This is a genomic window from Sphingomonas sp. EU05-FHT14C10 (assembly GCF_058790595.1).
In genome coordinates, this window is the sequence record NZ_JBYTEN010000026.1 from 16,329 (window position 1) to 42,887 (window position 26,559).

21 protein-coding genes are annotated in these 26,559 nt (G+C 64.8%); 7 read left to right on the forward strand and 14 right to left on the reverse strand.

Translation table 11 applies throughout. From position 1 onward, the window contains the following. Nucleotides 1-15: 15 nt before the first annotated feature. Nucleotides 16-1,902 carry a tetratricopeptide repeat-containing sulfotransferase family protein gene (locus AC3WT0_RS18050; protein WP_492754815.1) on the forward strand — a complete coding sequence of 629 codons (1,887 nt, stop codon included), beginning with the start codon at nt 16-18 and terminating at the stop codon, nt 1,900-1,902. Between the two features lie 95 nt (nt 1,903-1,997). On the opposite strand, the gene AC3WT0_RS18055 is transcribed toward AC3WT0_RS18050, so the two are convergent. Both AC3WT0_RS18055 and AC3WT0_RS18060 read right to left on the reverse strand, forming a co-directional pair. Beyond that, nucleotides 1,998-4,157 carry a CocE/NonD family hydrolase gene (locus AC3WT0_RS18055; protein WP_492754816.1) on the reverse strand — a complete coding sequence of 720 codons (2,160 nt, stop codon included), beginning with the start codon at nt 4,155-4,157 and terminating at the stop codon, nt 1,998-2,000. A 73-nt stretch (nt 4,158-4,230) separates the two neighbouring features. Continuing rightward, on the reverse strand, nt 4,231-5,136 hold the full coding sequence (locus tag AC3WT0_RS18060; RefSeq protein WP_492754817.1) for a LysR substrate-binding domain-containing protein: 906 nt from the start codon (nt 5,134-5,136) through the stop codon (nt 4,231-4,233). Between the two features lie 105 nt (nt 5,137-5,241). On the opposite strand from AC3WT0_RS18060, the gene AC3WT0_RS18065 reads away from it, so the two are divergent. Genes AC3WT0_RS18065 through astD form a run of 5 tightly spaced genes read left to right on the forward strand, consistent with a single transcriptional unit; the run spans nt 5,242 to nt 11,294 of the window. Beyond that, nucleotides 5,242-6,249, forward strand: coding sequence for a 2-oxoadipate dioxygenase/decarboxylase family protein (locus AC3WT0_RS18065; RefSeq protein WP_492754818.1), 1,008 nt, complete (start codon nt 5,242-5,244; stop codon nt 6,247-6,249). Then, nucleotides 6,246-7,646, forward strand: a complete 1,401-nt coding sequence (locus tag AC3WT0_RS18070; protein WP_492754819.1) for an FAD-binding oxidoreductase — start codon at nt 6,246-6,248, stop codon at nt 7,644-7,646. Before AC3WT0_RS18065 ends, AC3WT0_RS18070 begins: the two co-directional genes overlap by 4 nt. Beyond that, complete coding sequence (locus tag AC3WT0_RS18075; protein ID WP_492754820.1) at nt 7,646-8,845, forward strand: aspartate aminotransferase family protein; 1,200 nt, start codon at nt 7,646-7,648, stop codon at nt 8,843-8,845. Before AC3WT0_RS18070 ends, AC3WT0_RS18075 begins: the two co-directional genes overlap by 1 nt. Next, on the forward strand, nt 8,845-9,852 hold the full coding sequence (locus tag AC3WT0_RS18080; RefSeq protein ID WP_492754821.1) for an arginine N-succinyltransferase: 1,008 nt from the start codon (nt 8,845-8,847) through the stop codon (nt 9,850-9,852). Before AC3WT0_RS18075 ends, AC3WT0_RS18080 begins: the two co-directional genes overlap by 1 nt. Next, nucleotides 9,849-11,294 carry a succinylglutamate-semialdehyde dehydrogenase gene (gene astD / locus AC3WT0_RS18085; protein WP_492754822.1) on the forward strand — a complete coding sequence of 482 codons (1,446 nt, stop codon included), beginning with the start codon at nt 9,849-9,851 and terminating at the stop codon, nt 11,292-11,294. Before AC3WT0_RS18080 ends, astD begins: the two co-directional genes overlap by 4 nt. Here astD and AC3WT0_RS18090 read toward each other — a convergent pair. The 6 genes from AC3WT0_RS18090 to AC3WT0_RS18115 form a co-directional block, all read right to left on the reverse strand. Then, the gene (locus tag AC3WT0_RS18090; RefSeq protein ID WP_492754823.1) at nt 11,291-12,433 is read right to left on the reverse strand and encodes an alpha-hydroxy acid oxidase; all 1,143 of its coding nucleotides are present in this window, start codon (nt 12,431-12,433) and stop codon (nt 11,291-11,293) included. The two genes, astD and AC3WT0_RS18090, sit on opposite strands and share 4 nt — an antisense overlap. Next, nucleotides 12,418-13,098 (reverse strand): Fe2+-dependent dioxygenase, encoded by a 681-nt coding sequence (locus AC3WT0_RS18095; RefSeq protein WP_492754824.1) that lies wholly within the window; start codon nt 13,096-13,098, stop codon nt 12,418-12,420. The genes AC3WT0_RS18090 and AC3WT0_RS18095 overlap by 16 nt, the downstream gene beginning before the upstream one ends. A gap of 79 nt (nt 13,099-13,177) precedes the next feature. After that, nucleotides 13,178-15,577: a TonB-dependent receptor gene (locus AC3WT0_RS18100; RefSeq protein ID WP_492754825.1), complete on the reverse strand. Its 2,400-nt coding sequence runs from the start codon at nt 15,575-15,577 to the stop codon at nt 13,178-13,180. 342 nt (nt 15,578-15,919) lie between these two features. Next, nucleotides 15,920-17,164: an adenosylmethionine--8-amino-7-oxononanoate transaminase gene (locus AC3WT0_RS18105; protein WP_492754826.1), complete on the reverse strand. Its 1,245-nt coding sequence runs from the start codon at nt 17,162-17,164 to the stop codon at nt 15,920-15,922. Then, nucleotides 17,161-17,784, reverse strand: coding sequence for a dethiobiotin synthase (gene bioD, locus AC3WT0_RS18110; RefSeq protein ID WP_492754827.1), 624 nt, complete (start codon nt 17,782-17,784; stop codon nt 17,161-17,163). The genes AC3WT0_RS18105 and bioD overlap by 4 nt, the downstream gene beginning before the upstream one ends. Then, a complete protein-coding gene (locus AC3WT0_RS18115; RefSeq protein WP_492754839.1) occupies nt 17,784-18,923 on the reverse strand; it encodes an 8-amino-7-oxononanoate synthase in 1,140 nt (379 codons plus the stop codon). Before AC3WT0_RS18115 ends, bioD begins: the two co-directional genes overlap by 1 nt. 352 nt (nt 18,924-19,275) lie before the next feature. Here AC3WT0_RS18115 and AC3WT0_RS18120 point away from each other — a divergent pair, with 352 nt between their 5' ends. Then, nucleotides 19,276-20,697: a tyrosine-type recombinase/integrase gene (locus AC3WT0_RS18120; RefSeq protein ID WP_492754828.1), complete on the forward strand. Its 1,422-nt coding sequence runs from the start codon at nt 19,276-19,278 to the stop codon at nt 20,695-20,697. A gap of 48 nt (nt 20,698-20,745) precedes the next feature. Here AC3WT0_RS18120 and AC3WT0_RS18125 read toward each other — a convergent pair whose 3' ends face one another. The 6 genes from AC3WT0_RS18125 to AC3WT0_RS18150 form a co-directional block, all read right to left on the reverse strand. After that, the gene (locus AC3WT0_RS18125) at nt 20,746-21,489 is read right to left on the reverse strand and encodes an HAD-IIB family hydrolase (protein WP_492754829.1); all 744 of its coding nucleotides are present in this window, start codon (nt 21,487-21,489) and stop codon (nt 20,746-20,748) included. 170 nt (nt 21,490-21,659) lie between these two features. Continuing rightward, on the reverse strand, nt 21,660-22,067 hold the full coding sequence (locus AC3WT0_RS18130) for a hypothetical protein (protein ID WP_492754830.1): 408 nt from the start codon (nt 22,065-22,067) through the stop codon (nt 21,660-21,662). A gap of 53 nt (nt 22,068-22,120) precedes the next feature. Then, complete coding sequence (locus AC3WT0_RS18135; RefSeq protein WP_492754831.1) at nt 22,121-22,609, reverse strand: SRPBCC family protein; 489 nt, start codon at nt 22,607-22,609, stop codon at nt 22,121-22,123. Nucleotides 22,610-22,630: 21 nt separating this feature from the next. Then, a complete protein-coding gene (locus AC3WT0_RS18140; RefSeq protein ID WP_492754840.1) occupies nt 22,631-22,930 on the reverse strand; it encodes a TFIIB-type zinc ribbon-containing protein in 300 nt (99 codons plus the stop codon). 38 nt (nt 22,931-22,968) lie between these two features. Further along, complete coding sequence (locus tag AC3WT0_RS18145) at nt 22,969-23,907, reverse strand: cation diffusion facilitator family transporter (RefSeq protein ID WP_492754832.1); 939 nt, start codon at nt 23,905-23,907, stop codon at nt 22,969-22,971. Between the two features lie 37 nt (nt 23,908-23,944). Next, nucleotides 23,945-26,437: a heavy metal translocating P-type ATPase gene (locus AC3WT0_RS18150; protein WP_492754833.1), complete on the reverse strand. Its 2,493-nt coding sequence runs from the start codon at nt 26,435-26,437 to the stop codon at nt 23,945-23,947. Nucleotides 26,438-26,559: the final 122 nt, after the last annotated feature.

The following is a 26,559-nucleotide window of genomic DNA, read 5'->3' on the forward strand; positions in this document are numbered from 1 at the left end:
CGACAGGGAGCAGGCATGACGACGGCGACGACGACTTCGATCGAGCAGGCATTGGCGCATGCCCGTGGCCTGCTCGCACGGTCGCCGTCGCTCGCCGTCGAGCAGGCGACCGAGATATTGCGCTTTGCCCCTGGCCATGCGCCGACGCTGGCGCTGCTCGGCAGCGCCTTTGCCGCGCAGGGCAAGGTCGGCGAATCGATAAGCGCGCTGCGCGAAGCGGTACGGTGCGATCCGGCGGGCGTCGAAAGCTGGCGGCTGCTCGCGGCGCAGCTTGCGCTGGCGGGCGACATGAAGGGCATGGAAGCCGCGCAAGCAGGCGAGATGCGCGCTTCCGTCCATCATCCGCGCCTCCAGCAGGCGGCGCAGGCGCTGGTCGCCAACGATATCCCGGTCGCCGAGCGGCTGCTCAAGGCGCATCTGCGCGAGGATGACGGCGATATCGCCGCATTGCGCATGCTGGCCGAGGTTGCGGGACGGATCGGTCGCTATGACGATGCGCGGGTGCTGCTCGAACATGCGCTGGCGATTTCGCCGGGCTTTGCGCCGGCACGCTTCAATCTCGCGCTCGTCCACTACCGCCAGCACCGCCCGGCCGAGGCGATCGCGGAGCTCGATCGGCTGATCGAGCAGGAGCCCGCAAATCCCGCCTATGGCAATCTGAAGGCGGCGGCGCTGACGATGATCGGCGAGACCGACGCGGCGGTCGACCTGTTCGAGCAGGTGCTGTCCGCACGCCCGGCCCAGCCCAAGATCTGGATGAGCTATGGCCACAGCCTCAAGACCGTAGGCCGACAGGGCGACAGCATCGCGGCCTATCGCCGCGCGATCGATCTCGAGCCCCGGCTGGGTGAGGCGTGGTGGAGCCTCGCCAACCTGAAGACGGCGCGGTTCGACGCGGACGATGTGCAGGCGATGGAAGCGGCGCTGGGACGCGGCGATCTGGCGGCCGAGGATCGCTTCCATCTCCATTTCGCGCTAGGCAAGGCGCTGGAGGATGCGAGCGACTGGGAAGGCTCGTTCCGCCATTATGCCGAGGGAAATCGCCTGCGCCGCACAGAGATCGACCATGTGCCGCCGACCGCGCGCGTCGAGCGATCGCGGGCCTTGTTGACGAGCGAGGTTTTTGCGGAGCGTGCCGGGCAGGGTGAGCAGTCGCGCGATCCGATTTTCATTCTTGGCATGCCGCGATCAGGATCGACGTTGATCGAGCAGATATTGTCATCGCACAGCACCGTTGAAGGCACGCAGGAACTGCCCGATATCCGCGCCCTCGCGCGCGATCATGCCGGGGGCGAGCGTGACGATTATCCTGCCGGACTGCTCGATCTGGGCGCGGAACAGCTTGCGGCGATCGGCGCCGAATATCTCGATCGCACGCGCGTGCAGCGGCGCACAGCGCGGCCGCTATTCATCGACAAGATGCCGAACAACTGGCTGCACGTGCCGTTGATTCACATGATCCTGCCCAATGCGACGATCATCGATGCGCGCCGTCATCCGCTCGCCTGCTGCTTTTCCAACTTCAAGCAGCATTTCGCGCGCGGGCAGGCCTTCTCCTACGATCTGGCCGAGATGGGCCGCTATTATGCCGACTATGTCGCGCTGATGGCGCACGTCGACGCGGTGCTGCCCGGGCGCGTCCACCGTAGCCACTATGAGGCGATGGTTGCCGACACCGAGGGTGAGGTGCGGCGTCTGCTCGATCATATCGGGCTGCCGTTCGAGGAGGCGTGCCTGCGCTTCCACGAGAATGACCGCGCGGTCCGCACCGCAAGCTCCGAACAGGTGCGCAGGCCGATCTTCCGTGAAGGGCTCAACCAGCACACGCATTTCGAGCCCTGGCTCGGGCCGCTCAAGGAAGCGCTGGGTCCGGTGCTGACCGACTATCCCTATCCCGTCTGATCTTTATCGCGCGCGTAGCGAAGCGATCCAGAATCTCGGGCATCGAAAACTGGATTGCTTCGTCGGCTCCGCCTTCTCGCAATGACGGTGGGCGGTCAGACGAGATTGCGCGGGATGGCCTTTTCCCAGCGCTTGTCGAAGACCTTGGCGTCGCCATCCCACGCCTCGAACGTCTCCTCGCAGAGGAAGGCGGTGGGGGTCGATCTGGTCCGCGACCAGGCGCGCAGCTTGATGCGCCAGTCGCCGCGCCGATAGGTGTTGAAGCCTTCGGCTTCGATCTCGGCGCTGTTGGGATCGTCCTCGCGGATCGTGCGGCGCATGCGATAGGCCTGGCCATAATAGGTGTCGGGGCCGGGGACGAACTCTTCCTCGATCTTCGTCGATCCTTCCTCGATCACGAAGAGGCGCCTGCCGGGCTCGCCGCTGACCGCGACGCCGCCGAGGCGGTCGAAATAGGGAGCCTTCTCGGCACCCGGCGTGTCGTACACCTGACGAAGCACGGCGAAGGGCAGGGCGTCGTCCTCGGTTGCGGGACGGACGGGCAGCAGCAGATGCGAGATGCCGGCCGTGATATCGAGCGCGACCGGTTCGGGAGAGGGCCATGCGACGGGCCACCATGTCTCGCTGAGCGCGATGCGGATGCGGTTGCCGGGCGAGAAGCGGTGGCAGGCGAACTGGCCCTTCAGCGTCACCTCATAATCGCGGCCCGGTTCCAGCGGCGTGGGGTTCTCGTGGCTATCGCGGTGGGTGAGGTTGAGCAGCGCGTAGGTGACGAAATGCGATTTGCCGTCGGGCGTCACTTCGGTGAGCCGCGCATTGAGCTTTGCGACTGGCTTGTCACTGCGGACTCGCAGTTTCAGGACAGGTTCGCCCATAATGTCGAGCGTTTCCGCGAGCGGCGCGGAATCGAAACAGAGCGAAAGCGCGTCGTCGCCCGATTGTTCGCGCCAGCAATCGCCGGGCGCGCCGCCGCTGCATGAGGTGCGATTGGCGAAGCCGATGGTGAGATTGGTCGCGTGGCGCAGCAGCTTTGGTTCGCCCGCAGCGTCGCCGAGGCCGTCGGCGTTGAGGTGGAAGCGCCGATGCGCAATGCGCGGCGACGGCCAGTTTGCTTCGGAAACGAATGTACCGATCGTATCGCGCGGGTAGCTGTAGCCCTGCGGCATATCGGCGCGGAACGCCCAGAAGCGCGGTTCCTCCATGATCCCGTTGGCCTCGCCGTTCAGCCAGTGACGCCACCAGCGTGCCTCCACGGGGAGCCAGTCGACGCCGGGGCCGGGGACGCCATTGGCGTTGAAGGCGGGCTCGCCCTTGTGATCGGGGGCCTGCGCATAACCCGGCCAGCTATGCGCCCAGGGGCCGATCAGTGCCTTTTGCGGCGCCTGCGGCGCGCGCTCCATCATGCGCGTCGCCGAAGGCAGATAGGAATCGAGCGTGCCGGCGAGGTTGAAGACGGCGGCAGTGATCTTGCCATAGTTGGTCGTCGACCCGCTTTGCCACTTGGCGTCGTTGGTCTGGTGCGCGTTCCAATCGATGCTCACCGGTCGGGTGACCGCCAGCCGGTCCATCCACATGCTGCGCCACTTGTCCTCGCCCACGATCTGCGGATCAGGGGGCGCGCGCATCACCACCTGCCATTCCATCGCCCAACCCCACTGGTCCTGGATCAGGCAGCCGCCGCGATAATGGACGTCGTCGAGATAGCGCTGCTCCGTCCCGCAGGAGGAGACGATCGCCTTGAGTGCAGGCGGGGCCTTCGAGATTGCCTGCAGCCCGGTGAAGCTGCTGTAGGATATGCCGCGCATGCCCAGATTGCCGTTGCACCAGGGCTGGCGGCCGATCCACGCGATCATGTCGAGCGCATCGGCCTGCTCGATCGGCATATATTCGTCGATCATCACGCCATCGGAATCGCCCGTGCCGCGAATGTCCACATGGATGAAGCCAATACCGCGCTTTGCGAGCGCCGGCCCGACGAAATCGTCGCGCGACCGATAGGCCTCGCGTTTGCGATAGGGGAGATATTCGATCACCACGCCGCACGGCTTCGCATCGGCATCGGCGGGCAGGAAAAGACGGGCGGCGAGGCGCGCGCCGTCGGGCATCGGGATCCAGATATTCTCGACGATGCGGATTGCGGGATCGTCGAGCGCGACGGGGACGGACAGCGGCGGCTCTTGCCTGGACTTCGCCAGCGCCGGCGCGGCCGGAGCCGCCGCCATCATGCCTAGTATCGCCCGCCGCGTCGTCGCCATGCCGTCTCCGATCATCTATTGGACATTCGTCTCATGATCGGAGGCGGCTGTCCAGCCGATGATTTGCAGCAGCTTAAGATGCGTCGGCGTGCGCTTCCCCAATCATCCACGCGCTGACCTGCGCCAGCGCGGGCGAGGTCGGCCGGTCGTCGGGATAGACGAGATAATAGGCTTCCTCGTTACTGAGCGAGACGGGCAAGGGCGAGACGAGTGAGCCCGCAGCAAGCTCCGGCTCGATCAGGAAGCGCGGGATCAGCGCGATGCCGCTTCCCGCTGCCGCAGCCTGCGCGAGCATCAGGAAATGCTCGAACGAGCCGCTGGGCGCGGGTGGTTCGGCGTCGGCGCCCGCGACGCGCAACCACTGGCTCCATGCGGAGCGGCGTGAGCTTTGGACGAGAAGCGGCCAGGAAAGGATGTCTTCGGGCTTTGCGATCGGCTGCTCGGCAAGGCGGGCGGGGGCGCAGACCGGGATAGCCTGTTCGCGGAACAGCAGTTCGTGGCGCGCGCCGGGCCAGTCTGGCAACCCGAAATGGATCGCGGCGTCGAAGGGCTCGTCGGCGAAGCTGAAGGGGAAGGAACGCGCGGCGAAGTTCACGACAACATTGGGGTGGCGTTCGGTAAGGCGTGGCAGGCGTGGGGCAAGCCAGCGCATGCCGAAGCTGGGCAAGGTCGCGATATTCAGCTCCTTGTCGGGCTGGCGCGCGATGGCGGCGGCGGTCGCCGCGCGGATGCGGTCGAGCGCCGGGGTGATCGCGTCGGCATAGGCACGACCTTCGGGGCTGAGCGTCACGCGCCGTCCGCTGCGCTGGAACAGGCTGATCTGGAGCCAATCCTCAAGCGTTGCGATCTGGCGACTGACGGCGCTTTGCGTCAGCCCGACCTCGTCGCCTGCGCGTGAGAAACTGTCATGACGCGCTGCGGCAACGAAACTCGCAAGTGCGCCCATGGGCGGCAGGAGTCGACGGCGACTGTCGCTCATTACATATTCCGATTCGTCATCAACAGATGAAGTCATTATGTTTGTGTTGGTCGCCTGTCCAATCCAAAAGCACGGTCCTCAAGATCTTCATCGAAGGAATGGGACATGGCAGTCATCGAACGGCTGGTGCAGGGGCGGATTGGCGCGGAGGCGGCGGAGCGGCTGCTGGCGACGATCGTCATCGACGACGCGATCGTCGCCGAACGCGACGGCCAGGTGACGCGTGCGGGCTTCGCGACCGCGCTGGGCGTATGCCTGTTCGATGCGCTGCTCAAGGTCGTGCCGACCGGCGCGGCCTATGTCGCCGATCGCATCGCCGCAGGCGAGCGCGTCAACTTCGATCATGGCGCCATCCGCACCATCCGTTTCCTCGACCGGCCGACGGGCGCGCTGCCTGGCGGGCAGGATGCCTTCCGCCGCATTCTGGAGCCGCTGGGCTATGCGGTGGCCGGCACTTATCCGTTGCCGCGCCTCAAGATGACCGGCCGCGCCTATTGCCACCGCGACTATTCCGAGGCGATCCCGCAATATTTCCTGAGCGAGCTGCATGTCGACCAGTTCGATTCGGCCTTCGGCGCTGCGGCAGACCGCGTGTTCGGCGCATCGCGCGATCCGCTCGGCGCGGCGGCGCTCAGCATGCTCAATCTCTTCTCGGCCGGGCAGGATGCGCCTTTCGCGCTGGCCGAGGTCGCGCTGCCCGAGATTCTCGCGGCGTTCGATCGCCAGCATGTCGAGCCGACCATCGCCGACTATGAGGCGCTGCTGGCGCAATCGCCCGAGGCGGCGTGGATCGCGACCGAGGGCAATGCCTTCAACCATGCGACCGATCGCGTCGCGGATGTCGAGGCGCTGGCCGATCGCGAGCGCGCGATGGGGCGCCCGATCAAGGACCGTGTCGAAGTCTCGACCAGCGGGCGCGTGCGCCAGACCGCCTATCGCGCCGATCCGGTGCTGCGGAGCTTCCGGACCGCGACGGGCGCCGAGAAGCGCGAAGTGCCGGGTTCCTTCTACGAATTCATCACGCGCGAGATCGACCCGGCCACAGGTGCGCTCGACCTCGCTTTCGACAGCGGCAATGCGACGGGCATTTTTGCGATGACCAAGGCGGCATGACGCTCGACGCGTTCGCGACGATCGTCGGCGATGCGCAGTTGCTGCGCGCGCCCGACGATCTCGCGCGTTACGACAATGACGGACGACAGGGCGGCGGCGCGGCGCTGGCAGTCGTGCGCCCGGGGTCGACGGCTGAAGTCTCTGCGCTGATGCGCGTGGCGGCGGCCGAAGGAATCCGGCTGGTCCCGCAGGGCGGGCGCACGGGACTGGTCGGAGCGGGGCTGGCGAAGGGCGAGGTGGTGTTGAGTCTGGAGCGGCTCAACCGCGCGCCGGTGATCGATGCGCTCAATCGCAGCGCCGAGGTTGATGCGGGCGTCGCGCTCTCGACGCTCAACGAAGCTGCGGGGCGCCACGGGCTGTTCTTCCCGATCGATCTGGGCGCGGATCCCTCGATCGGCGGGATGGTCGCCGCCAATACCGGCGGTGCGCGGCTGCTGCGCTACGGCGACGTGCGGCGCAACCTGCTGGCCGCCGAAGTCGTGCTGGCCGACGGGCAGGGGACGATCGTCGAGCTTGGCCGCGCCTTGTGGAAGGACAATAGCGGGCTCGACCTGAAGCAGCTTTGGGTCGGCGGCGCGGGATCGCTGGGTATCGTGACGCGCGCGACTCTGGCGCTCCAGCCGCGCCCGACGGCGGTGGTGACCGCGATGCTCGCTCTCGACCGGCCCGAGGTGGCGATCGAGCTGCTCGAAAGGCTCGAGGCCGATTTCGGCACGTTGCTGACCGCGTTCGAGGGCATGTCCCATGCCGCGCTCGATGCGGCGTTCGGGCATGTCGCGCGGCTGCGCAATCCTTTTGCGGCGGGTGTGCCGCGCTATGCGGTGTTGATCGAGCTGTCGGCGGGCGGCGCGTTCAGCGAGGATATGCTTGAGGAGGCGCTGGCGGCGAGCCTTACCCCCTACATGGACGGCGACGACGCCCCGGTCAGCGATGTCGCGATCGACCGGCGCGAGGGGCTGTGGGCGATCCGCCATGCCGTTCCCGAAGGGCTGCGCGCCAAAGGCAAGGTGATCGGCTGCGACATCGCACTGAAGCGCGGTGACGTGATGCGGTTTCGCGCAGACGTCGCGGCGCGGCTTGCGGCGGCCGCGCCAATTCTCGAGCTTCATGATTTCGGGCATATCGGCGACGGCGGGCTCCATTATAATCTCGTCTGGCCTGCCGGCGCCGGGGCGTTCGATCCCGTCGTGGCCGAGCGGGCGCGCGCGATCGTTTTCGACGCCGCGTGCAACGATTATGGCGGCAGCTTCAGCGCCGAGCACGGGATCGGCCCCGTCAATCTCAACTATTATGCGAGGCTTGTGCCGGCGGCCGAACGCCGCCTTGCGGGCCGCATCCAGACGCTGATCGCGCCGCAGCGCATCGGCCGCGTCGATTTCGGAACGGAGGAAGAGTGATGACCGACGATCGCATCATGGGCGTCTACAGCCGCGCGCCAGTGGCGGTGGAAAAGGGTGAGGGCGTCTGGCTGACCGACGCCGAGGGGCGTACCTATCTCGACTGCGTCGGCGGGATTGCGACCGATGCGCTGGGCCATGCCCATCCGAAGCTCGTCGCCGCGCTGACCGAGCAGGCGAACAAGCTGTGGCATGTCTCCAATATCTTCCGCATCCCCGGCCAGGAAGAACTGGCGCGGCGGCTGACCGACGCGACCTTCGCCGACGTCGCCTTCTTCGGCAATTCGGGATCCGAGGCCGTCGAATGCGCGCTCAAGACCGCGCGGCGCTATCATTCGGTGGGCGGCCAGCCCGAGCGGATCGACGTGATCGGCTTTGCCGGATCGTTCCACGGCCGCACCTATGCGGCGATCAACGCGGCCGGCAATCCTTCCTATGTCGAGGGTTTCGGCCCGCGCCTGCCCGGTTACGTCCAGTTGACCATCGACGACGAGGATGCCATCGCCGAGGCGATCGCGCGCCCGACGACGGCGGCGCTGATCGTGGAGCCGGTGCAGGGCGAAGGCGGCGCGCGTGCGCTGACCGGCGAATGGATGCGCCGCGTGCGCGACCTGACGCGCAGGCATGGTGTGCTCCTGATCCACGACGAAGTGCAGAGCGGCATGGGGCGCACCGGCAAGCTGTTCGCGCATGAATGGTTCGAGGACGCAGCGCCCGATATCATGACGACGGCCAAGGCGCTGGGCGGCGGCTTTCCCGTCGGCGCATGCCTTGCGACGGCGGAGGCCGCGCGCGGCATGACCGTGGGCGTCCACGGATCGACCTTCGGCGGCAATCCGCTGGCGATGGCGGTCGCGAATGTCGCTTTCCAGGAAATCGCGAAGGAAGAGACGCTGGCCAATGCCCGCGCGGCCTCGGCCGATTTCTTCCTCCGCCTCGAAGAGTTGCGGGCGCGCTATCCCGACGTGATCGTCGACATTCGCGGCAAGGGGCTGCTGATCGGCATCAAGCTCGTCCCCAACAACCGTGCCTTCATGGGCATTGCGCGCGATGCGGGCCTGCTGGTCGCGGGCGGCGGCGAGAATATCGTGCGGCTCCTGCCCTCGCTGCTCATCACCCATGCCGAGATCGAGGAAGCGGTGAGCCGCCTGGCGACGGCGTGCGAAATGGCGCGGGCGTCGCTGCTGCAGGCGGCCTGATGCTCGCTGTCCGCGCCGCCGGGCCGTCCGACATCGATGCCTTGATGGAGCTCGCCCGGCTGTCCGGGCGGGGCTTCACCAGCCTGCCCGAGGACAAAGCGACGCTCGCCGACAGGCTCGACCTGTCGGCGGCGAGCTTTTCGGGCGAGGTCGCGCCGGCCGAGGCCTGGTACACCTTGTTGCTGGAGGATGCAGGGACCGGAAGGATCGACGGGGTCGCGGCGGTGCGCGCGGCAGTGGGGCTGAAACGGCCGCATTTCTCGTTCCGCGTGATGACGCTGGCCCAATATTCGCCGGCCATCGGGACGCGTTTCGATCATCAGGCGCTGGTGCTGGTCAACGAATGCGGCGGGTGGAGCGAGGTCGGATCGCTGTTCGTCCGCGCCGAACGCCGTGCGGGTGGCGCGGGGAGCCTGCTCGCGGCCTCGCGCTACATGCTGATCGGCGCCGATCCGCTGCGCTTCTCGGAAACGGTGATGGCCGAGCTGCGCGGCTGGTTCGGGCAGGACGGCGCATCCTGCCCCTTCTGGGACGGCGTGGCCTCGAAATTCTTCCGCCTGCCATTCGACGAGGCGGATGCGATGGTGATGTCGACCGACGGGCAGTTCATCCTCGATCTCGCGCCGCGGCACCCTATCTATCTCGAACTGATCGCGCCCGAAGCGCGCGACGCCGTTGGCCGCGTCCACCGCGACGGGCAGGCGGCGCTCGCGATGCTGGAACGCGAGGGTTTCGCGCTGTCGAGGCTGGTGGATATTTTCGACGGCGGTCCGACGGTGACGTGCCGGCGCGACCATATCGCCAGCCTGCGCAACACGCGCGCCTTCGCGGTCTCGGTCGCCGATCGGGTGGAAGGCGCGCCGCGCTTGCTGTCGACCGATTCGATCGGTGCGTTCAGGGCGGTGCGCGCGGCGGTGAGCCTGAGCGAGGATGGCGCGACGATCGACGCGGAAGCGGCGCGCGCGCTGAAGGTTGAAGACGGCATGATTGTCAGGGTGAGATTATGAGCGAGCTTTATATCGGCGGGGCCTGGGTTGCAGGCGAAGGCGAGGCGCTGACCTCGACCGATCCGGCATCGGGCGAGATCGTCTGGCAGGGTGAGGTCGCCAGCGCAGCGCAGTGCGAGGCCGCGGTTGCGGCGGCGCGGGCGGCGGCGCCGGGCTGGGGCGCCCGGCCGCTCGGAGAGCGCATCATGCTCGCCCGCCGTTATGCAACGATTCTCGGAGAGCGTCGGGAGGCGCTGGCCGAGGCGCTGTCGCGCGAGACGGGCAAGCTGCTGTGGGAAACGCGGGCCGAAGTCGCGTCGATGATCGCCAAGGTCGAGGTGTCGATCAGCGCGCACGCTGAACGAACCGGCGAGCGCGACGGCCTCCAGCCCTTTGGTCGCGCGGTGCTGCGCCATCGCCCGCACGGCGTGATGGCCGTGCTCGGCCCGTATAACTTCCCCGGGCATTTGCCCAACGGGCATATCGTGCCCGCGCTGCTTGCCGGGAACACGGTGGTGTTCAAGCCGTCGGAAAAGACGCCGCTGGTGGGCCGTCTGATGGTCGAGGCGTGGATCGCCGCAGGGCTGCCCGAAGGCGTTCTCAACCTCGTGCAGGGCGCTCGCGAGACCGGGGCGGCGCTGGTCGCGGCGGATATCGATGGGCTGCTGTTCACCGGCTCCGCAGCGGCGGGCGCTCATTTCCGGCGTGCCTTTGTCGATCGCCCGCATGTCATCCTCGCGCTCGAACTGGGCGGCAACAATCCGCTGATCGTCTGGGATTCGCCTGCCGATGCGGCATCAATGGTCATCCATTCGGCGTTCATCACCACCGGTCAGCGCTGCTCGTGCGCGCGCCGGCTGATCCTGCCCGAAGGTGCGACCGGCGATGCGGTGATCGAGCAGGTCGTGGCGCTTACCGATCAACTCAGGATCGCGGCGTGGAACGAGGAGGGCGAGGCCTTCATGGGGCCGCTGGTCGACGCAGGGGCTGCGCGCGTGGCGCTCGACGGCGCGGCGGCGCTGGTGGCGCGCGGTGCGCGCGTCATCCGCCCGTTCGCGCCGGTTACAGGACGCTCCGAAGCCTTCGTCCGGCCGGGTATCGTCGACGTGACAGGCGTCGCGGTTGAGGATGCCGAGCTGTTCGCGCCACTGCTCCAGATCATGCGCGTGCCCGATTTCGACGCCGCCATCGCGGCGGCCAACGCGACGCGCTTCGGCCTGTCCGCCGGGCTGGTCAGCGCCGACGAAGCGCTGTGGCAGCGTTTCGCCGCCCATGCGCGTGCGGGCGTGGTCAACTGGAACCGCCCGACCACGGGCGCGGCGGGCAACATGCCTTTCGGCGGGCTCGGCGATTCGGGCAATCATCGCCCCAGCGCTTATTATGCCGCCGATTATTGCGCTTATCCGGTCGCGAGCTTCGAGGCGACCGCTCCCCAGCCCATAGCGGTGCCGGGCATCGCCTAGCGCGGCGGGGTGAAGAGCCGGTCGCCGGTGAGGCTGGACGGGTCGGGACAGCCGAGCTGCGCCATCGCCACTTCCAGCTCCACACGCAGTATCTGGAGCATGTGCGCGACGCCGGGCATGCCGGCGACGGCAAGCGCGTGGATCTGGGGGCGGCCGACGAGGACGGCGCTGGCGCCGAGGCAGAGCGCCTTGACGATATCGACGCCGGTGCGGACGCCGCCGTCGATGAGGATGGGGATGCGGCCGGCGACCTGATCGCGCACGGCCGGCAACAGGTCGACGCTTGTCGGCAGACCGTCCAGCACGCGGCCGCCATGGTTGGAGAGAATGAGACCGTCGATGCCTTCGTCGATCATCCTGTCGATATCGGCGCCAATCGCCATGCCCTTGACGATGATAGGCAGGCTCGTCGCGCTGCGCAGCCAGGCGAGATCCGCCCAGCATGGCATCGCGTCGACCATCGGCGTTCCGAACAGAAGGCCGCTTGCGGCATGGGCGACATGGCGCGCGCGCGTCATGCCGGCGAGATTGGCGGCGTCTACGCCCGGCGGCAGGGTGAAGCTACTGCGCTTCAGGCCGGCATCGATCGTCAGGACGATCGCTTCATAGCCTGCTTCCTCGGCACGCCGGACCAGCGCCAGATTGTCGGACCCTTCGGGCTGCAGATAGAGCTGGAACCACAGAGGAGCGTTTGGCCTGCGCAATTCGCGGCTGGCGGCGCGGCCGGCCGCTGCGACCGATTCCAGCGCTATGCCCGAAAGCGTGCTGAGCACCATGCCGACCTCGAGCGCGGCCGCCGCGCGCGCGACGGCAAGTTCGCCTTCGGAATGCGCCAGAGTTTGGTAGGCGACGGGGGCAAGGAGGATCGGCGCGGCATGGCGGCGGCCGAACAGGTCGATCGCCGTATTGCCCCCGCGCAGATCGGAGAGCGCACGCGGAACCAGGCGCAGCTGATCGAAGGCGGTGCGATTGTCGGCCAGCGTCAGGCACGCCCCCGATCCCTCCTGGACATGCATCCAGCTTGCCGGCGGCATGTGCGCTTCGGCGCGCTTCTCATAATCGGCAAGGTTCAGCAGATCGGCGGGGATGGCCGAAAGTGGCGGCAGCGGTCCCATCATGTCGCTCAGGTCGTCGACCATTGGCGGAGCAGGTTATGATAGACGTTGGTCAGATCGTCGACCGAAGCATGATCGGGATGATCGGCGCTCAGCGACTGGATCGCATTGTCGAGCTGGAACAGTGTGCGCCGGCGCTCGTCGGCGGCGACGAGGCTCTGCGTCCAGAAGAAGGCGGCAAGGCGCGTGCCGCGCGTCACCGGCGTCACGCGGTGAAGGCTGCTGCCGGGATAGACGATGAGATGGCCGGCGGGGAGCTTTACACGTTGTTCGCCGAACGTGTCTTCGATCACCAGTTCACCGCCGTCATAGTCATCGGGATCGCTGAGGAACAAGGTCGATGAGATGTCGCTGCGGACATGCTGCATCGTGCCGGGGACCGGGAAGATCGCGTTGTCAACATGGTTGCCGTAAGTGCCGCCGTCTTCGTAGCGGTTGAACTTGGGCGGCAGGATACGCAGCGGCAGCGCCGCCGCGATGAACAGCGGCGTTCGCGCCAGCCGGTCGAGGATGAGGTTGGACAATCGCTGCGCCACGGGATTGTCGGGCGCGAGCTGGCCGTTGCGCTTCACGTTGCGCGCGCGGTGCCCCGCGGTCGCGCGGCCGTCCACCCATTCGGCCGCCATCAGCGCGGCATGCGCTTCGCGCACCTCCGCCTGAGTGAGCAGTTCCGGTATTTCGATGACCATGGCGCTATTTTGCGGACCAGCGCGACGCTGGCAAGGCGGGTGGGTGGAGAGAGAGGATTTCCCTCTCCACCCGGGGACGTCAGAAGCGGGCGTTGAGGGTGAACACGGCGGAGCGTGCGTCGCCCGGCGTGGCCCAGCCATTGTTGCGGATGCGGGTGTAATATTTGGCGTTAGTGAAGTTCTTCACATTCACCTGCAGCGAGATCTTCCGCGTGATGTCGTAGGAGAAGAACGCCTGATGCACCCAATAATCCTTCGAGAAGGCGACAGTCGGCGCGGCAAGCGTCGGCGTGCCGAAGGCGAAGCGGCCCTGATAGGTCGCGCCATAGCCGACCGAGAGACCGAAGGGCAGGCGATAGGTGGTGAACAGACTGCCCGAATGCTTGGGCGTGTTCGCCAGTTCGGCCCCGCGCGCCGGATCGGGGACAGCGCTGCTGTTGCCGCAGCCGGTAGCACCCGGATTGGCAAGGCAGTAATCCGACACCGACTGGCGCAGTTCGCCGTTCAGATAGGTGTAGTTGGCGACGATCTGCCACGCCGGGGTGATCTTGCCCGTGGCGCTGAGCGAGATGCCGTCGACGCGCGAATGGCCGTCGAGCACCTGATCGGGCACGGTCGGATCGTTCGAGGCGACGCGATATTTATCGCGCTCGTTGCGGAAAGCCGCAGCCGCGAGCAGCAGCCCGCCGTCGAACAGTTCGGCCTTGGCGCCGATCTCGTAGTTGCGCGCGGTTTCCGGATCGACGTTGCAAGTCGCATCGGTGCACGATCCGTTGACGCTGGATTTCGACGGCGTCTGCGAATTGCCATAGGCGACGTAGAGGCTGACATTCTCGATCGGCTTGTAAGTCAGGCCGACGCGATAGGAGACAAGCGTGTCGGCATTGCGGAATACCACGCCGCGCGTGACCTGGCCGAGCGTCGCAGTCGTGGTCGAGACGGTGTCGGCCCGGTAGCTGCCTTTGTTGCGCTCGACGCGGACGCCGCCGCTGAACTCGATCTTGCCGAGCTTCATCGTGTCGAACAGATAGGCGGCATAGTTGGTCTGCTCGCCCGCCTGGCGCGCGCTCTCGATATAGTTGAGCGGGCCAGTCCAAACATTGCTTCCGTAGACGCCGCCGGGCACCGACGGGCCGGTCACGACATTATTGGGATCGGCAATGTTGATATAGGGCAAGTGAGCGTTGGCGCTCGGTGCTGCCGGGTTGAAGGCGAATGGATTGCTTCCGTCCGCCGCGCGCAGCACGTTGCCGGTCGAAAGATCGAACTTCTCCCAGGTCGCGGCGCCGCCGAAATCGATCGTGTGCTCGATGGGGCCGGTGTTGAACACCGCCTTCAGATCGACCTGGTCGAACATCAGCTGGTTGCGTGTGTCGCGCGTGTTGCCGCGCGGGCCGGACGGCAAGTAGAAGCCTGCAGGCACGGTGATGTTGAACACCTGCGTCGCGCCGGTGCGCGTGTCGAGATCGACCGTGCACGAGCCGCCGGTCGGGGTCACGCCACTCGGCAGGCACCAGGTGCCCTGGGGCGGATCGACCACCGAATATTGCGTCACATCCTGGAAGCGCGCGAGGTTGCGGATCGACACTTTGTCGCTGAAATCATGCTCGAACGTCGCGGTGAGCTGATTGACGTTGATCCGCTGCGTGTCGACGTTGCGATAGCCGTAATAGCTGCTCCGATCGACGCCGGGCACCGCACCGCCATAATAGGGCACGCCATATTGCGGGACGTTGCGATCTTCCTGATGCAGATACTGGACGGTCAGGCGGGTGGGGCTGTCGATGCCGATGGTGACGGCGGGCGCGACGCCCCAGCGCTTATACTTCTCGACATCGCGGCCAGGCACGTCGTTACGATGGATCATCGCGTTGAGGCGGAAGGCGATCAGATCGCTGACGCGGCGGTTGATGTCGGCCGTGCCACGATAATAGTTGTCGGTCCCGACGCCGCCGGTGACGAGCGCCTGATCGTCGGCCAGGGGCTTCTTGGTGACGAGGTTGATGTTGCCGCCGACCGAACCCGCGCCCGAGATCACCGAGTTGGCGCCGTTGGTGACTTCGATCTGCTGGAGATTGAAGGGATCGGTGCGCGTATATTGCGCACTGTCGCGCACGCCATCGACGGTGATGTCATTGTTGGCGCTGTAGCCGCGGAAATTGATGCTGTCGCCATAGCCGCCGCCGCCTTCGCCGGCGCCGAATGTGATGCCGGGCAGGGTGGACAGCACGTCGCGTAGCGTCAGCAGATTCTGCTGCTCGATCACTTCGCTGGAGAGGACGGTGATCGTCTGCGGCGTATCAAGCACCGAACGCGTCCGCTTCGGCGATTCGAGCGTCCTGCCCGGCGTGTCGTCGATCGCGGTGTCCGTCACCGTCACGCCGCCGAGGGTTCGTTCCTCCTGCGCGGCAGAAGAATCCGTAGCCTGCTGCGCATGGACGGCCGTCGGCGCCAGCGCTGCGGCGCTGATGCAGGACATGGCCAGAAATTTCCGATGCCGGTTGATAGATGTCGCAGCAGTTCGTTGCATGACCGTTCCCTGGTTGTGAGCTTCTTGTTGTCGCTCGCTTATTGCGACGCATTATCATGTGCAATAGAAAATATGCGGCGCTGGTGCTTTTATTGCCGGTGAGGGGTGCGGCCCATTGACGGAGTTGCGGCGCTTTCGGGGCGGCGCCCGCGACGCGGTGCGGCCATATGCTGCGCTATGCGGACAGCACTATCACGATGCGCGCGTCTGAAACCGCGCCGGTTCGGGGTCGAAAGCGTTTTCGACACCCGGCACCCCGCGAAGCGCGCAAGCATGCGCCGCACTCGAGGTTCAGCTGGCGACGGCGGCGATCGCTTCGTAAATGCAGTCGAGGTCGGCGTCGTCGATGCAATAGGGCGGCATGACGTAAATCGTGTTGCCGAGCGGCCGGAGCAGAAGATCGGCCTGCACGAAGCGGGCGAGCAGCCGGGGGCCGAGATCGGACAGATAGTCGCCGTCCGGCGCGTCGAGTTCGATGGCCGTAATCGTGCCGAGGGCGCGCGGATTGCGGACGCGCGGCAGCGACGCCAGCGCATCAAGCCGCCGGCGCTGGCGGGCGGCAAGGTCTGCGATGCGCTCGATCACCGGCTCCTCGCGCCAGATGGCGAGATTGGCGTTGGCTGCCACGCAGGCGATGGGGTTGGCGGTATAGCTCGAGGAATGGAAGAACATTTTCGCGCGATCGGTCGACCAGTGCGCGTCATAGATGGCATCGGTCGCCATCGTCACCGCCAGCGGCACCGCGCCGCCCGTCAAACCTTTGGACAGACATAATATGTCGGGGACGATATCGGCCTGGCTGCACGCGAGCAGGCTGCCTGTGCGGCCCCACGCCGTCATCACTTCGTCGGCTATGAACACTATCCCGTGGCGCGCGCAGATCGCACGCATCTCGGCGAGCAGGCGGGGCGCATATATCAGCATGCCGCCGGCGCCGAGGATCAGCGGCTCGACGATCAATGCGGCCGGTTTCGCGTGGCACGCGGCCTCCAGCGCGTCGAGCGTCGCCTGTTCGGAACCTTCGACGGGGAAGGGAATGGTCCCGGTGTCGAAAAGCAGGGGCGTGTAGGCTGCGTTGAACACCCCGCGCGCGCCAACCGACATCGCGCCGATCGTGTCGCCATGATAGCTATGCTCCAGGACGAGGATCCGGTGGCGCGGCTCGCCCCGGTGGAGCCAGTAGCCGAGCGCCATCTTGAGCGCGACCTCGACGCTGGTCGATCCCGAGTCCGAGAAGAAGACATGCGAGAGCGCCGGGGGCATGATCGCCGTCAGCCCGCGCGCCAGCATCTCCGCCGGCTCGTGCGTCCAGCCCGCAAAGATGATCTGATCGAGCTTTTCGGCCTGCGCCGCGATCGCCGCCATGATCCGGGGATGGCGATGGCCGTGGGTGATGACCCACCAGGACGATATGGCGTCGACGATGCGGCGGCCGTCGGCAGTGTGGAGCGCCGCGCCCTCGGCCCGTTCCACGAGCGGGATCGCTTCCTGGAGCCCGTGCTGGGTGAAGGGATGCCAGACGGGAGAGCGCGTCACCGGAAATCCGCCAGGTTGAAATTGTCGTGGAAGGCGCGCGCGAGCGTGGCACGATCAAGCGGTTCGACCCATGGCAAACGACCGAGGCGTTTGATCCCGCCGATCGCGGCGACCGTCGCTTCACTGTCTTCGGCGGGATCGCCGATGAAGGCGATGCCGAGCAAGGGGGCGCCGCGCGCGCGCAATGCCTCGATCGTCATCAGGCTGTGGTTGATCGTGCCGAGCCGGGTGCGCGCGACGATGGCCACCGGCAGTCGCCAGCGCGCAAACAGATCGGCGAACAACAGGTTGCGCGTCACGGGAACGAGCGCGCCGCCGGCGCCTTCGATCACCAGGGGACGCACGGGGGGCGGGGCCAGCCGATCGGCATCGATCATCACATCGTCGATCTCGGCGGCGCAGTGCGGCGAGCAGGGCGTGGTCAGCCGATAGGCCTCGGGAAGAATATGGTCGTGCGGCACGCCCGAAAGCGCGGCGACGCACTCGGCATCGCTGCCATCTTCCAGGCCCGCCTGCACGGGCTTCCAATAATGTGCGCCGAGCGCGCCGGTAAGCGCGGCGGCGAAGACGGTCTTGCCGATATCGGTGTCGGTGCCGGTGACCACGATTGCGTCGGCCATCAAAGCAGCGCCGCCAGTGCAGCCGCGAGTGCCGCGACGTCGTCGGACGAGGCGTTCAGCGTTAGCGAGATGCGCAGCCGCGACGTGCCCTGAGGCACTGTGGGCGGGCGGATGCCGCGAACGTCGAAGCCCCGATCCCGTAGTCCGGCGGCGATCGCCATCGTTCGGGCGTCGTCGCCGAGGATTACCGGCTGGATCTGCGAACCACTGGGCGTGACGCCCAAGGGGGTAAGGAGCCGCGCGGCCTCGGACACCAGCATCGCAAGCCGCTCACGGCGCTCGGGCTCGTCGGCAAGCATATACAGGCTGGCGCGCACCGCGGCGGCCATCAACGGGGACGGCGCGGTCGAGAAGATGAAGCCGCGCGCGCGATTGACAAGGAAGTCACGCACGACGCGCGGCGCGCAGACCAGCGCACCTTCGCAGCCCAGCGCCTTGCCGCACGTCCGCAGCGTGATGACGTTGGGTTCGCCGCCGAGGTATGCTGCGAGGCCGCGCCCTCCTTCGCCGAACACGCCCGTGGCATGCGCTTCGTCGATCAGCAAAATGGCGTCGTGGCGGGCGGCAACGGCCGCGATCTCGGCGATCGGCGCGCAATCACCGTCCATGCTGTACAGGCTTTCGACTGCGATCCAGGGACGTCCTGTCGTTCCGCCGGCGCGCCAGCGTTTGATCGCATCCTCGATTCGCGTGGGATCATTGTGCCCAGCCGAAACCGATGCCGCACGGCTCAGCCGTAGCCCCTCATGCGCGCTGGCATGGATCAGATCATCATACACGATCAGGTCTGATTTCTGCGGGAGCGTGGCGAAGAGGGCGGCATTCGCAGCATAGCCCGTCGGGAAGAACAGCGCTGTCTCGCTACCGAACCAGGCGGCGGCTTCGGCCTCGAGCGCCTCATGTTCCGGATGGTTCCCGCGCAGCAGTCGCGAACCGCCCGAACCGATCGGCACGCCGCGCGCGATCGCATCAGTGACTGCCATGCCGAGGCGCGAAGAGGCCGCGATGCCGAGATAGTCGTTCGAGCTGAAGTCGATGCCCCGGCGCGGGCTCAGCCGGCGCAGACGGTGGCGCTGTTCAAGTTGGGCGAGGTCGGTGGTCAGGGCAGTGAAGGGCGCGTGCGGGCGCGACCATGGCATATGCTCGGCGAGGCGATTCATGCGCGCCTGATGTCGATCCCTGCACCATCGGGCAAGGGGCTTCTGCTGTCATGTGCGGCGACATAAAACCGCACTTGGCGAAGCATGCGACAATGATTTGGGAGAAATGGTGGACGCACTAGGGCTCGAACCTAGGACCCGCTGATTAAGAGAAATTGGATTCGGCGTCTCATCGAGGAAATTGGGGGTGGTTTATGTCATCCCGCGTCTCCTGTAAGTCACTATATTTCCTTGATTTACTGGCTCGTCTGTGCCATTCTTCTGAATACGGAGGAAACTGGCATCACCTCCGATTTGTAGCGCAATTTGTAGCGCAAAAATCGAGATAAATATGGCGACCAAGAAGTTTTCTGATCCTTGGCTCCGCGGATTGAAGGCCGCAGCGGAGGGTATGCGCGACGAGTGGTATGACGAGGCCGAGACGGGCTTGTTGGTCACGGTTAATCCCAAGCGCCGTGTGACATTCTGGTTGTATGCACGCTACCCGAAGGGAGGCGGCACATTCGGCGCTCCTAGTCGCCGTGTGCTTGGCGACTATAGCCCCGCCGATTCCAAGGACCGTATCTTCAAGGTCAAGAAGGGGGTTCCCGCTCTTACGCTGGACGAAGCGCGACAGACGGCGCGGGAATGGAAAGCGGTGATCGCCGCCGGGGTTGATCCTGGCAAGCCCGCCGACAAAGTTGGCGAGGTTGAGCCGGAAGCGGAGCCCGACACCATTGCGACGGTGTTCGCCGAGTATCTCAAGCGTCATGTGAAGAAGGAGGGGCAGAAAGATGGCCGAGGCAAACCACTTGCGCCGCTGCGTTCAGCTTCAGAAATCGAGCGGATCTTCGATCACTATATCTTTGCAGATCTCGACGGCAACGAGCGGTGGCGCAACCGTTTGATTGCTTCGATTACGCGGCGTGATGTGACCGAGCTGCTCGACACCATCCAGGATGCGAATGGTGCCACACAGGCTGATGCCGTGCTCGCTCAACTCAGTTCCATGTTCAACTGGCACGCGGCGCGTGGCGATGATTTCGTGTCTCCTATCGTGCGGGGAATGAAGCGGAGCAAACCCTCCGAGCGCAAACGCAAGCGTATCCTGAACGATGAGGAAATCCGGATATTCTGGGAAGCGTGCGATGCGCAGGATACCTTCGGGACGTTTTGCCAAGTACTGCTACTCTCGCTCCAACGGCGTGAGAAGCTGCGGCTAATGCACCGCGATCATGTCACGCCCGACGGCTTATGGACAATCCCGACCGAGGATCGCGAGAAGGGTAATGCCGAGTACATCCGCTTGTCCCCCTTGGCCATGCGGATCATCGATAAGCAGCCAACGACCCCAAGCAGGCCATATATTTTCCAGGGGCGCCTTGAAGGCCCGATCAACGGCTTCACAAAGGACAAGGCCGCGCTTGACGCTAAGATGGAGGAAATCGCCGGTCATCCCATTCCGCATTGGGTTTTGCACGACCTGCGCCGGACCGGAAAGACGCTGATGATCCGCGCAGGCGTCTCGCCGCATGTCTCCGAACGAGTGCTGGGGCATGTTATTCCGGGCGTGGAAGGCGTTTACGACCAGCACGACTATCTGGCCGAAAAGACAGCTGCCCTCCGGAAGCTGGCGATTCTCGTGACTCGGATACTTGATCCCAGGAACAATGTTGTTCCAATGAAGCCCAGAACCCGCCCTCGCGCGACTGCAGGTGAAACTAAAGGTGAACTGCGTCGAGGCGCAGCCACGGTCACAGCTGAAGCGTCATAGCCGCTCGGCCGCATGGCTTGACGATCTCGAACATGCAATGCCGAGCTGCTATTTTTGGCATGCAATAATCGTTGCGATGGCAGTGAGCGTCTCAGCTGGATTGCGCACTGACACCGTATCCAAACCCAATTCCTTCGCAGCATAGTCATTTCCACCCGGAAAGATTGCGTCGCCTACGAACATGATCGTGTTCAGCGGAAACCCGCTTTCCACACTCAGCTTCTTCAGTCCGTAAGCCTTGTCGACGCCGGCACGGGTGACATCAATCGAGGTCGTGCCGCCGAGTTTGATCGACAGCTCCGGCAGGCGTCGCTGCAAATCAGCCTGGATCACTTTCCGCTTGGCAAAGTCGGGATCCCATTGCTCTTTAGCCTTCAGCGGCGCTTGCTGTCCCAGCGCCGAGAAGGTGATTTGACTGCCACGATCCTCTACAACCTGCCCCCAAGTCTGTTCGGATCGGAATCCCGTGGCTTCCAGCGCAGCATCGAATGCCGCCAGAATTGCCTCTTTCTGGTCCTCGTCGAACAGTTCCGCATACACCGCGCGCCATGCGCCATCATAACGATAGAGCTTGGTCCCTGTCGTGGGCAGCAGCCACAGTTTCGTTTGATCGGCATATGCGGGCAACCGGCTCGCGACCTGTTTCTCGAACTGAGGCCAATCGCCGCCCGAGATGACCGCGACATGCATAACGGCCAAGAGGTTCGACAGCGCATCTGCCATATCTGGCTGTAGCGGTTGCTTGCTTTCCGCAAGCGTGCCGTCGAGGTCAAAGGCTACAAGCAACTTCATCAAATGCTCCCGGATTGCGAAGCTCCGGCACCGTCTCAGTCGAGATGCATCGCTCTCTTGCGGTTAAATTCCGGAGGAAATTCAATATTAAACGGCCTATCCAGTGGCTTGCAGGCGACAAGCGCGCACGCAGGATCGCTGTAGGCCCTCTCGCCGATCGAGGGACCAACTCAGACAAGGCACAGCTTCCTGAGGAAATTCGAACCGAGCAGAATATAGGCCATCACACCCAGGCTGATTTCGATGGCATATATGGGCAGTTCGCCCTTCTCACCGGGCGTGCTGCTGCGGATGACGGCGATCATGGTCTTGGCGAGAAGGATGACAAGGCCCGTTCCGATGACCAACAGCGCACCGCCGACGGTTCGGGCGATCAGTCTCGGTGCGCATATGGCGAAATGCGGATGTGCAGCGTTGACGATGCCGAACAGGGCGAAAGGTATCGGGGCCAAAGCAATCCAGATCATTGGCAGCATCCGACGCTCAAATCGGCGACGTTCGAAGGCCTCGCGTCTGGCCTCCCGCTCAGCCAGCGTCTCCTGGATGCGCTTATGGCGGGGTGGCTTGCTGCGCGGCATCACTATTTTTCCTACTAATCGACAGACGGGCACTCCAGATTATGCGGTACGTTTCATGACCGATCCGGACGAAATCCCTTCCGTACCTTCCGCTTTGCCGGCATTTGTTTGGAACGGGCCCGGCTTAAATGGCGCTGCAACATACGGTCCATCACCTCGAGCATTGCTCGGAAGTTCCGCTGCATCTTTTTCATAGGTAATTTGGAGACCAGGCCGGTGCATCGAAAGCTGTGGACCAACTTCGATCCAACCGGATCGGTATGGATCGTGTAACTTTCCTCTAACGACATAAACCATCCGAACCCGAACTGGAAAACCAGTCGCGTGTGCGGATCGTAGGCGGTCAGCTTGGCGTCAACCGTCCAGAAGCGCGCCTTCTTCGGATTCATCCGGAAAGAGTATTCAACCACGGCCTCGGGCGCAGTCGGTCCGCTTGGTCGCACATAGGGATTCCAGCGTTTGAACTCATCAAAGCTACTCAGCACCGTCCAGACCCTCGGCGGCGATGCATAGAGTATCGTCTCGTTGCGCACCTCGAACACGCGACTCTCCCGTGCGTTGGATTAGTCGAACAAGTCGGAGAGGAAGCTTCGCCGGCGCTTATGCCCATGATGACCCGAGCGCCCATGATCGCCATAGCCATAGTCCGATTGCTCACGTCGCGACCTGGCATCGGTGTCGGATCGCGATGGTGCTGTGCTCTCCGACCGCTCGATGATCTTGTCGAGCTCGCCGCGGTCGAGCCACACGCCGCGGCATTGTGGGCAGAAATCGATTTCAACGCCCTGTCGCTCAGACATGGAAAGGGCTACGCGACAAACGGGACAAAGCATGCCCGGTGTCGAAGATGTCGAGGAATTCATCATCAATCTCCTCTTCCGCTACGGACTTCGTTTCACATTTAGAGATGGAGAGGCTCGGCCTCGGAACAGGGTCTCGTCTCGGTTTGGATCGTGGCGTGCTCGATGGCGAACGCCTGGGCGAGCTTCGCCGCCACTTGCCTTCTGATGGCCTCGGCGTTCGCATCAGCATCGACCATAATGTGGACCGAGCAGCTGATGCTGTCGCTCGTGATCGACCAGACATGGAGGTCGTGCGCGCCGCGAACCCCATCGACCCCAAGAATCGCAGCCCGCACGTCAGCCAGCGAAAGGCCACGCGGCACGCCTTCGAGCAGGACATTCGCGGTGTCGCGAAGCAGGATCCAGGTCCTCGGCAGGACCCAGAGGCCGATGCCTACGGCCACAACCGGATCGATCCAGCTGATGCCGGTGAAGCGAATGGCGAGCGCGCCGGCGATCACGCCGATAGAGCCGAGCATGTCTGCCCATACCTCGAGGTAGGCGCCTTTGAGGTTGAGGCTCCGGTCCTTGCCAGACATGAGCAGGCGCATCGACACCAGGTTCACGACGAGGCCGATGATTGCGACAATCAGCATCCCGGTCGACTGGACAGGCTCTGGATCACGGAAGCGGTTTACGGCTTCGACCAAGACATAGATGGCGACGGCGAACAGCATGAGGGCATTGAAGGCAGCTGCAAGGATCTCGAACCGGCGATAACCGAAGGTCCGCTGATCATCGGCTGGCCGGGCTCCGATCCGGATCGCCAGCAGCGCAATGGTCAACGCCGCAACGTCGGTCAGCATATGTCCGGCGTCGGAAAGCAGCGCGAGGCTGTTGAAGACAAAGGAGCCGACGACTTCGGCGATCAGGAATGTGCCGGTCAGAAGAAGCGCGATCAGCAAAACCCTGCTGTTGGCGGTCTTCGCATGATCGTGAGCGGGCTTGGCGGCGACGTTCGGCTTGGCCTTCGCCTGTTCGACTAAAGGCTCGGACATGGGTTTGCTCCTTTCCGGCGGATCAGGATTCTAACCATCATGCGATCTCCTCCGTGTCGCGGTAGGCAAGGAGCCGCAGCGCATTGAGCACGACCAGAAGCGTCGATCCTTCGTGGACCATGACGGCCGGGCCTATCCCCAGGCCGAGGATCGTTGCCGGCACCAGCAGCGCGACCACCCCCAGGCTGACGACGAGATTCTGCCGGATGACCCAGCGGGTTCGACGACTGAGTCCGACGGCGAACGGAAAGTGCGCGAGATCATCCGCCATGAGCGCGATGTCGGCCGTTTCGAGCGCGACGTCGGATCCGGCAGCGCCCATGGCAATGCCGACGGTCGCATTCGCCATCGCAGGAGCGTCGTTCACGCCGTCACCGACCATTGCCACGGGCATTTCGTTACGAAGCCGCTTGATGGCATCGACCTTCTGCTCGGGCATGAGGTCGCCCCAGGCCTCGCCGATGCCGACTTCGGCGGCAATCGATTCTGCGACCCGCTGATGATCGCCCGAGATCATGATCATGCGGCGGATCCCCAGGCGCTCGAGCCGCGCGATAGCTGTCTTAGCGGCAGCACGCGGCGTATCCATGAGGCCGATCACCCCCAGATCGCTTCCGCCGCTGTGAACCACCATCGTGGTTCGTCCCAACAGCCGCAGACGTTCGATCGCTTGCGCCATTTCATCGGAAAGTGAGGGGATCCCGTCGCTTCCGAACATCTCGGCCTTGCCGATGAACACGGTTTCGCCATTAATCTCAGCTTGCACGCCGCGGCCGGTGAGGCTCTTGAGGTCCGCTGCAGTCGGAAGAGGTTCTCCATTGAGATATTGGCGCCCGTCGCGAGCGATCGCGGCGGCAAGAGGGTGATCGCTGAGGCTTTCCACCGCCACCGCCACCGCCATGAGCTGTTCTTTCCTCGCGCCGGGCGCCGGAAAGACATCGGTGATGCGTGGTTTGCCCTCGGTAAGGGTCCCGGTCTTGTCGAATGCGACCGCGGTGAGGGAGCCGAGACTTTCGAGTGGACCGCCACCTTTGATGAGCACGCCGCCACGCGCCGCCCGCGCCACTCCCGAAAGCACGGCGCTTGGCGTGGCAATGGCGAGTGCGCAGGGGCTCGCCGCGACAAGTACCGCCATGGCCCGATAGAAGCTGTCGCGAAATGGTTCGTCGACGACCGCCCAGGCGAAAAGCAGGATCACGACCAGTCCGAGAACGCAGGGGACAAACACGCGTTCGAAGCGGTCGGTGAAGCGCTGGGTAGGGGACTTCTGCGTCTCGGCTTCGCTCACCATTTTCACCACCTTGGCAAGGGTGGTGTCGGCGGCGAGTCTCGTCACAGCAATTTCGATTGCACCGGGTCCGTTGATCGTGCCCGCAAAAACGCGGTGCTGCGCAGGGAGTCTGTCGGGCTGAGCGGCTGCCTGTGCTCGGTCAGGCACTGGTTCCTTGTCGACCGGTACGCTCTCGCCGGTTACCGGCGCCTGATCGACACTGGACCGACCGACGACCACGAACCCGTCCGCAGGCACCCGTTCGTTCGGCTTGATGATTACGGTGTCGTCGATCACCAGTTGTTCCACCGGGAGTTCGCTTACGACACCATCGCGACGAACCATGGCGGTTTGCGGCGCCAGCTCAGCCAGCGCTTCGATGGCCCGCTTGGCACGCCCCATGGCATAATGCTCGAGCGCGTGGCCGAGACTGAACAGGAAGAGGAGAAGTGCGCCTTCTGCCCAGGCGCCGAGCGCGCCTGCTCCGGCCGCGGCGACAAGCATCAATGTGTCGATCTCAAACCGCCTGAGCCGTAGATTCTCGATCGCTTCGCCAAGAGTGAACCATCCGCCGAACACATAGGCCGCGAGGTAACAGACGAGGGAAATCCAAGCGGGAAGGGCCGTCAGTTGCTCGATTGCAAATCCGGTGGCGAGAATAGCGCCGCAGAAAAGTGCGAAGATCAGTTCGGTGTTGGAGCCGAAGATGCCGCCATGGGCATGCTCATGGTCGCCGCCGTCACCTTCCGCGCCATGATCATGGCCGGCATGGTCTTGCGACTCCCGTGACGGTGCGTGTTCGGTTGACGGACCTGTCCGTCGGTGGACGCCCATTTCAGCGAGCGCCTTGCGGACTGCGTCTTCCGTAAGCTCTGCCCGATTGAATTCGACCCGGATCGTGCCTGTGGCGCTTGCTTCGGCTTCGACGACACCAGGCAATTGCCGGAGCTTGTCGCTCACCGCGCGCGCGCGACGCGGGTGGCTTAACCCGTCGACTGGCCAGAGAAGGTGCTGGTACTGCTCGGTCAGTGAGGCTCCCGCAGTTCTCGCGATCTGACGCACGCGTTCCAACGGCAGCACGTCCGGATCATAATGAATGCAGAGTTGCGCCGGGGCATCGCCTTCAGCAGCGATGACATGCGCCTCGTCGATTCCTCGTCGGCCTTTCAGGTCCGAGGTGAGCCGGCCAAGACACTGGTCGGCTTCGTCCTGGACTTCCGGAAGGAGGAGCGGAATATCGAGACGCAAATGCTCTTTCATGCTTCGTTCCCTGGACCGGCGGGTTCATTCATCCGGGATTTCCGCTCCGATGGCGGCTCAATCCATGTTCATTGGTGAGGCGTGGGCGAGATCGAACACCCGCGCCTCATAACGTGACAGCA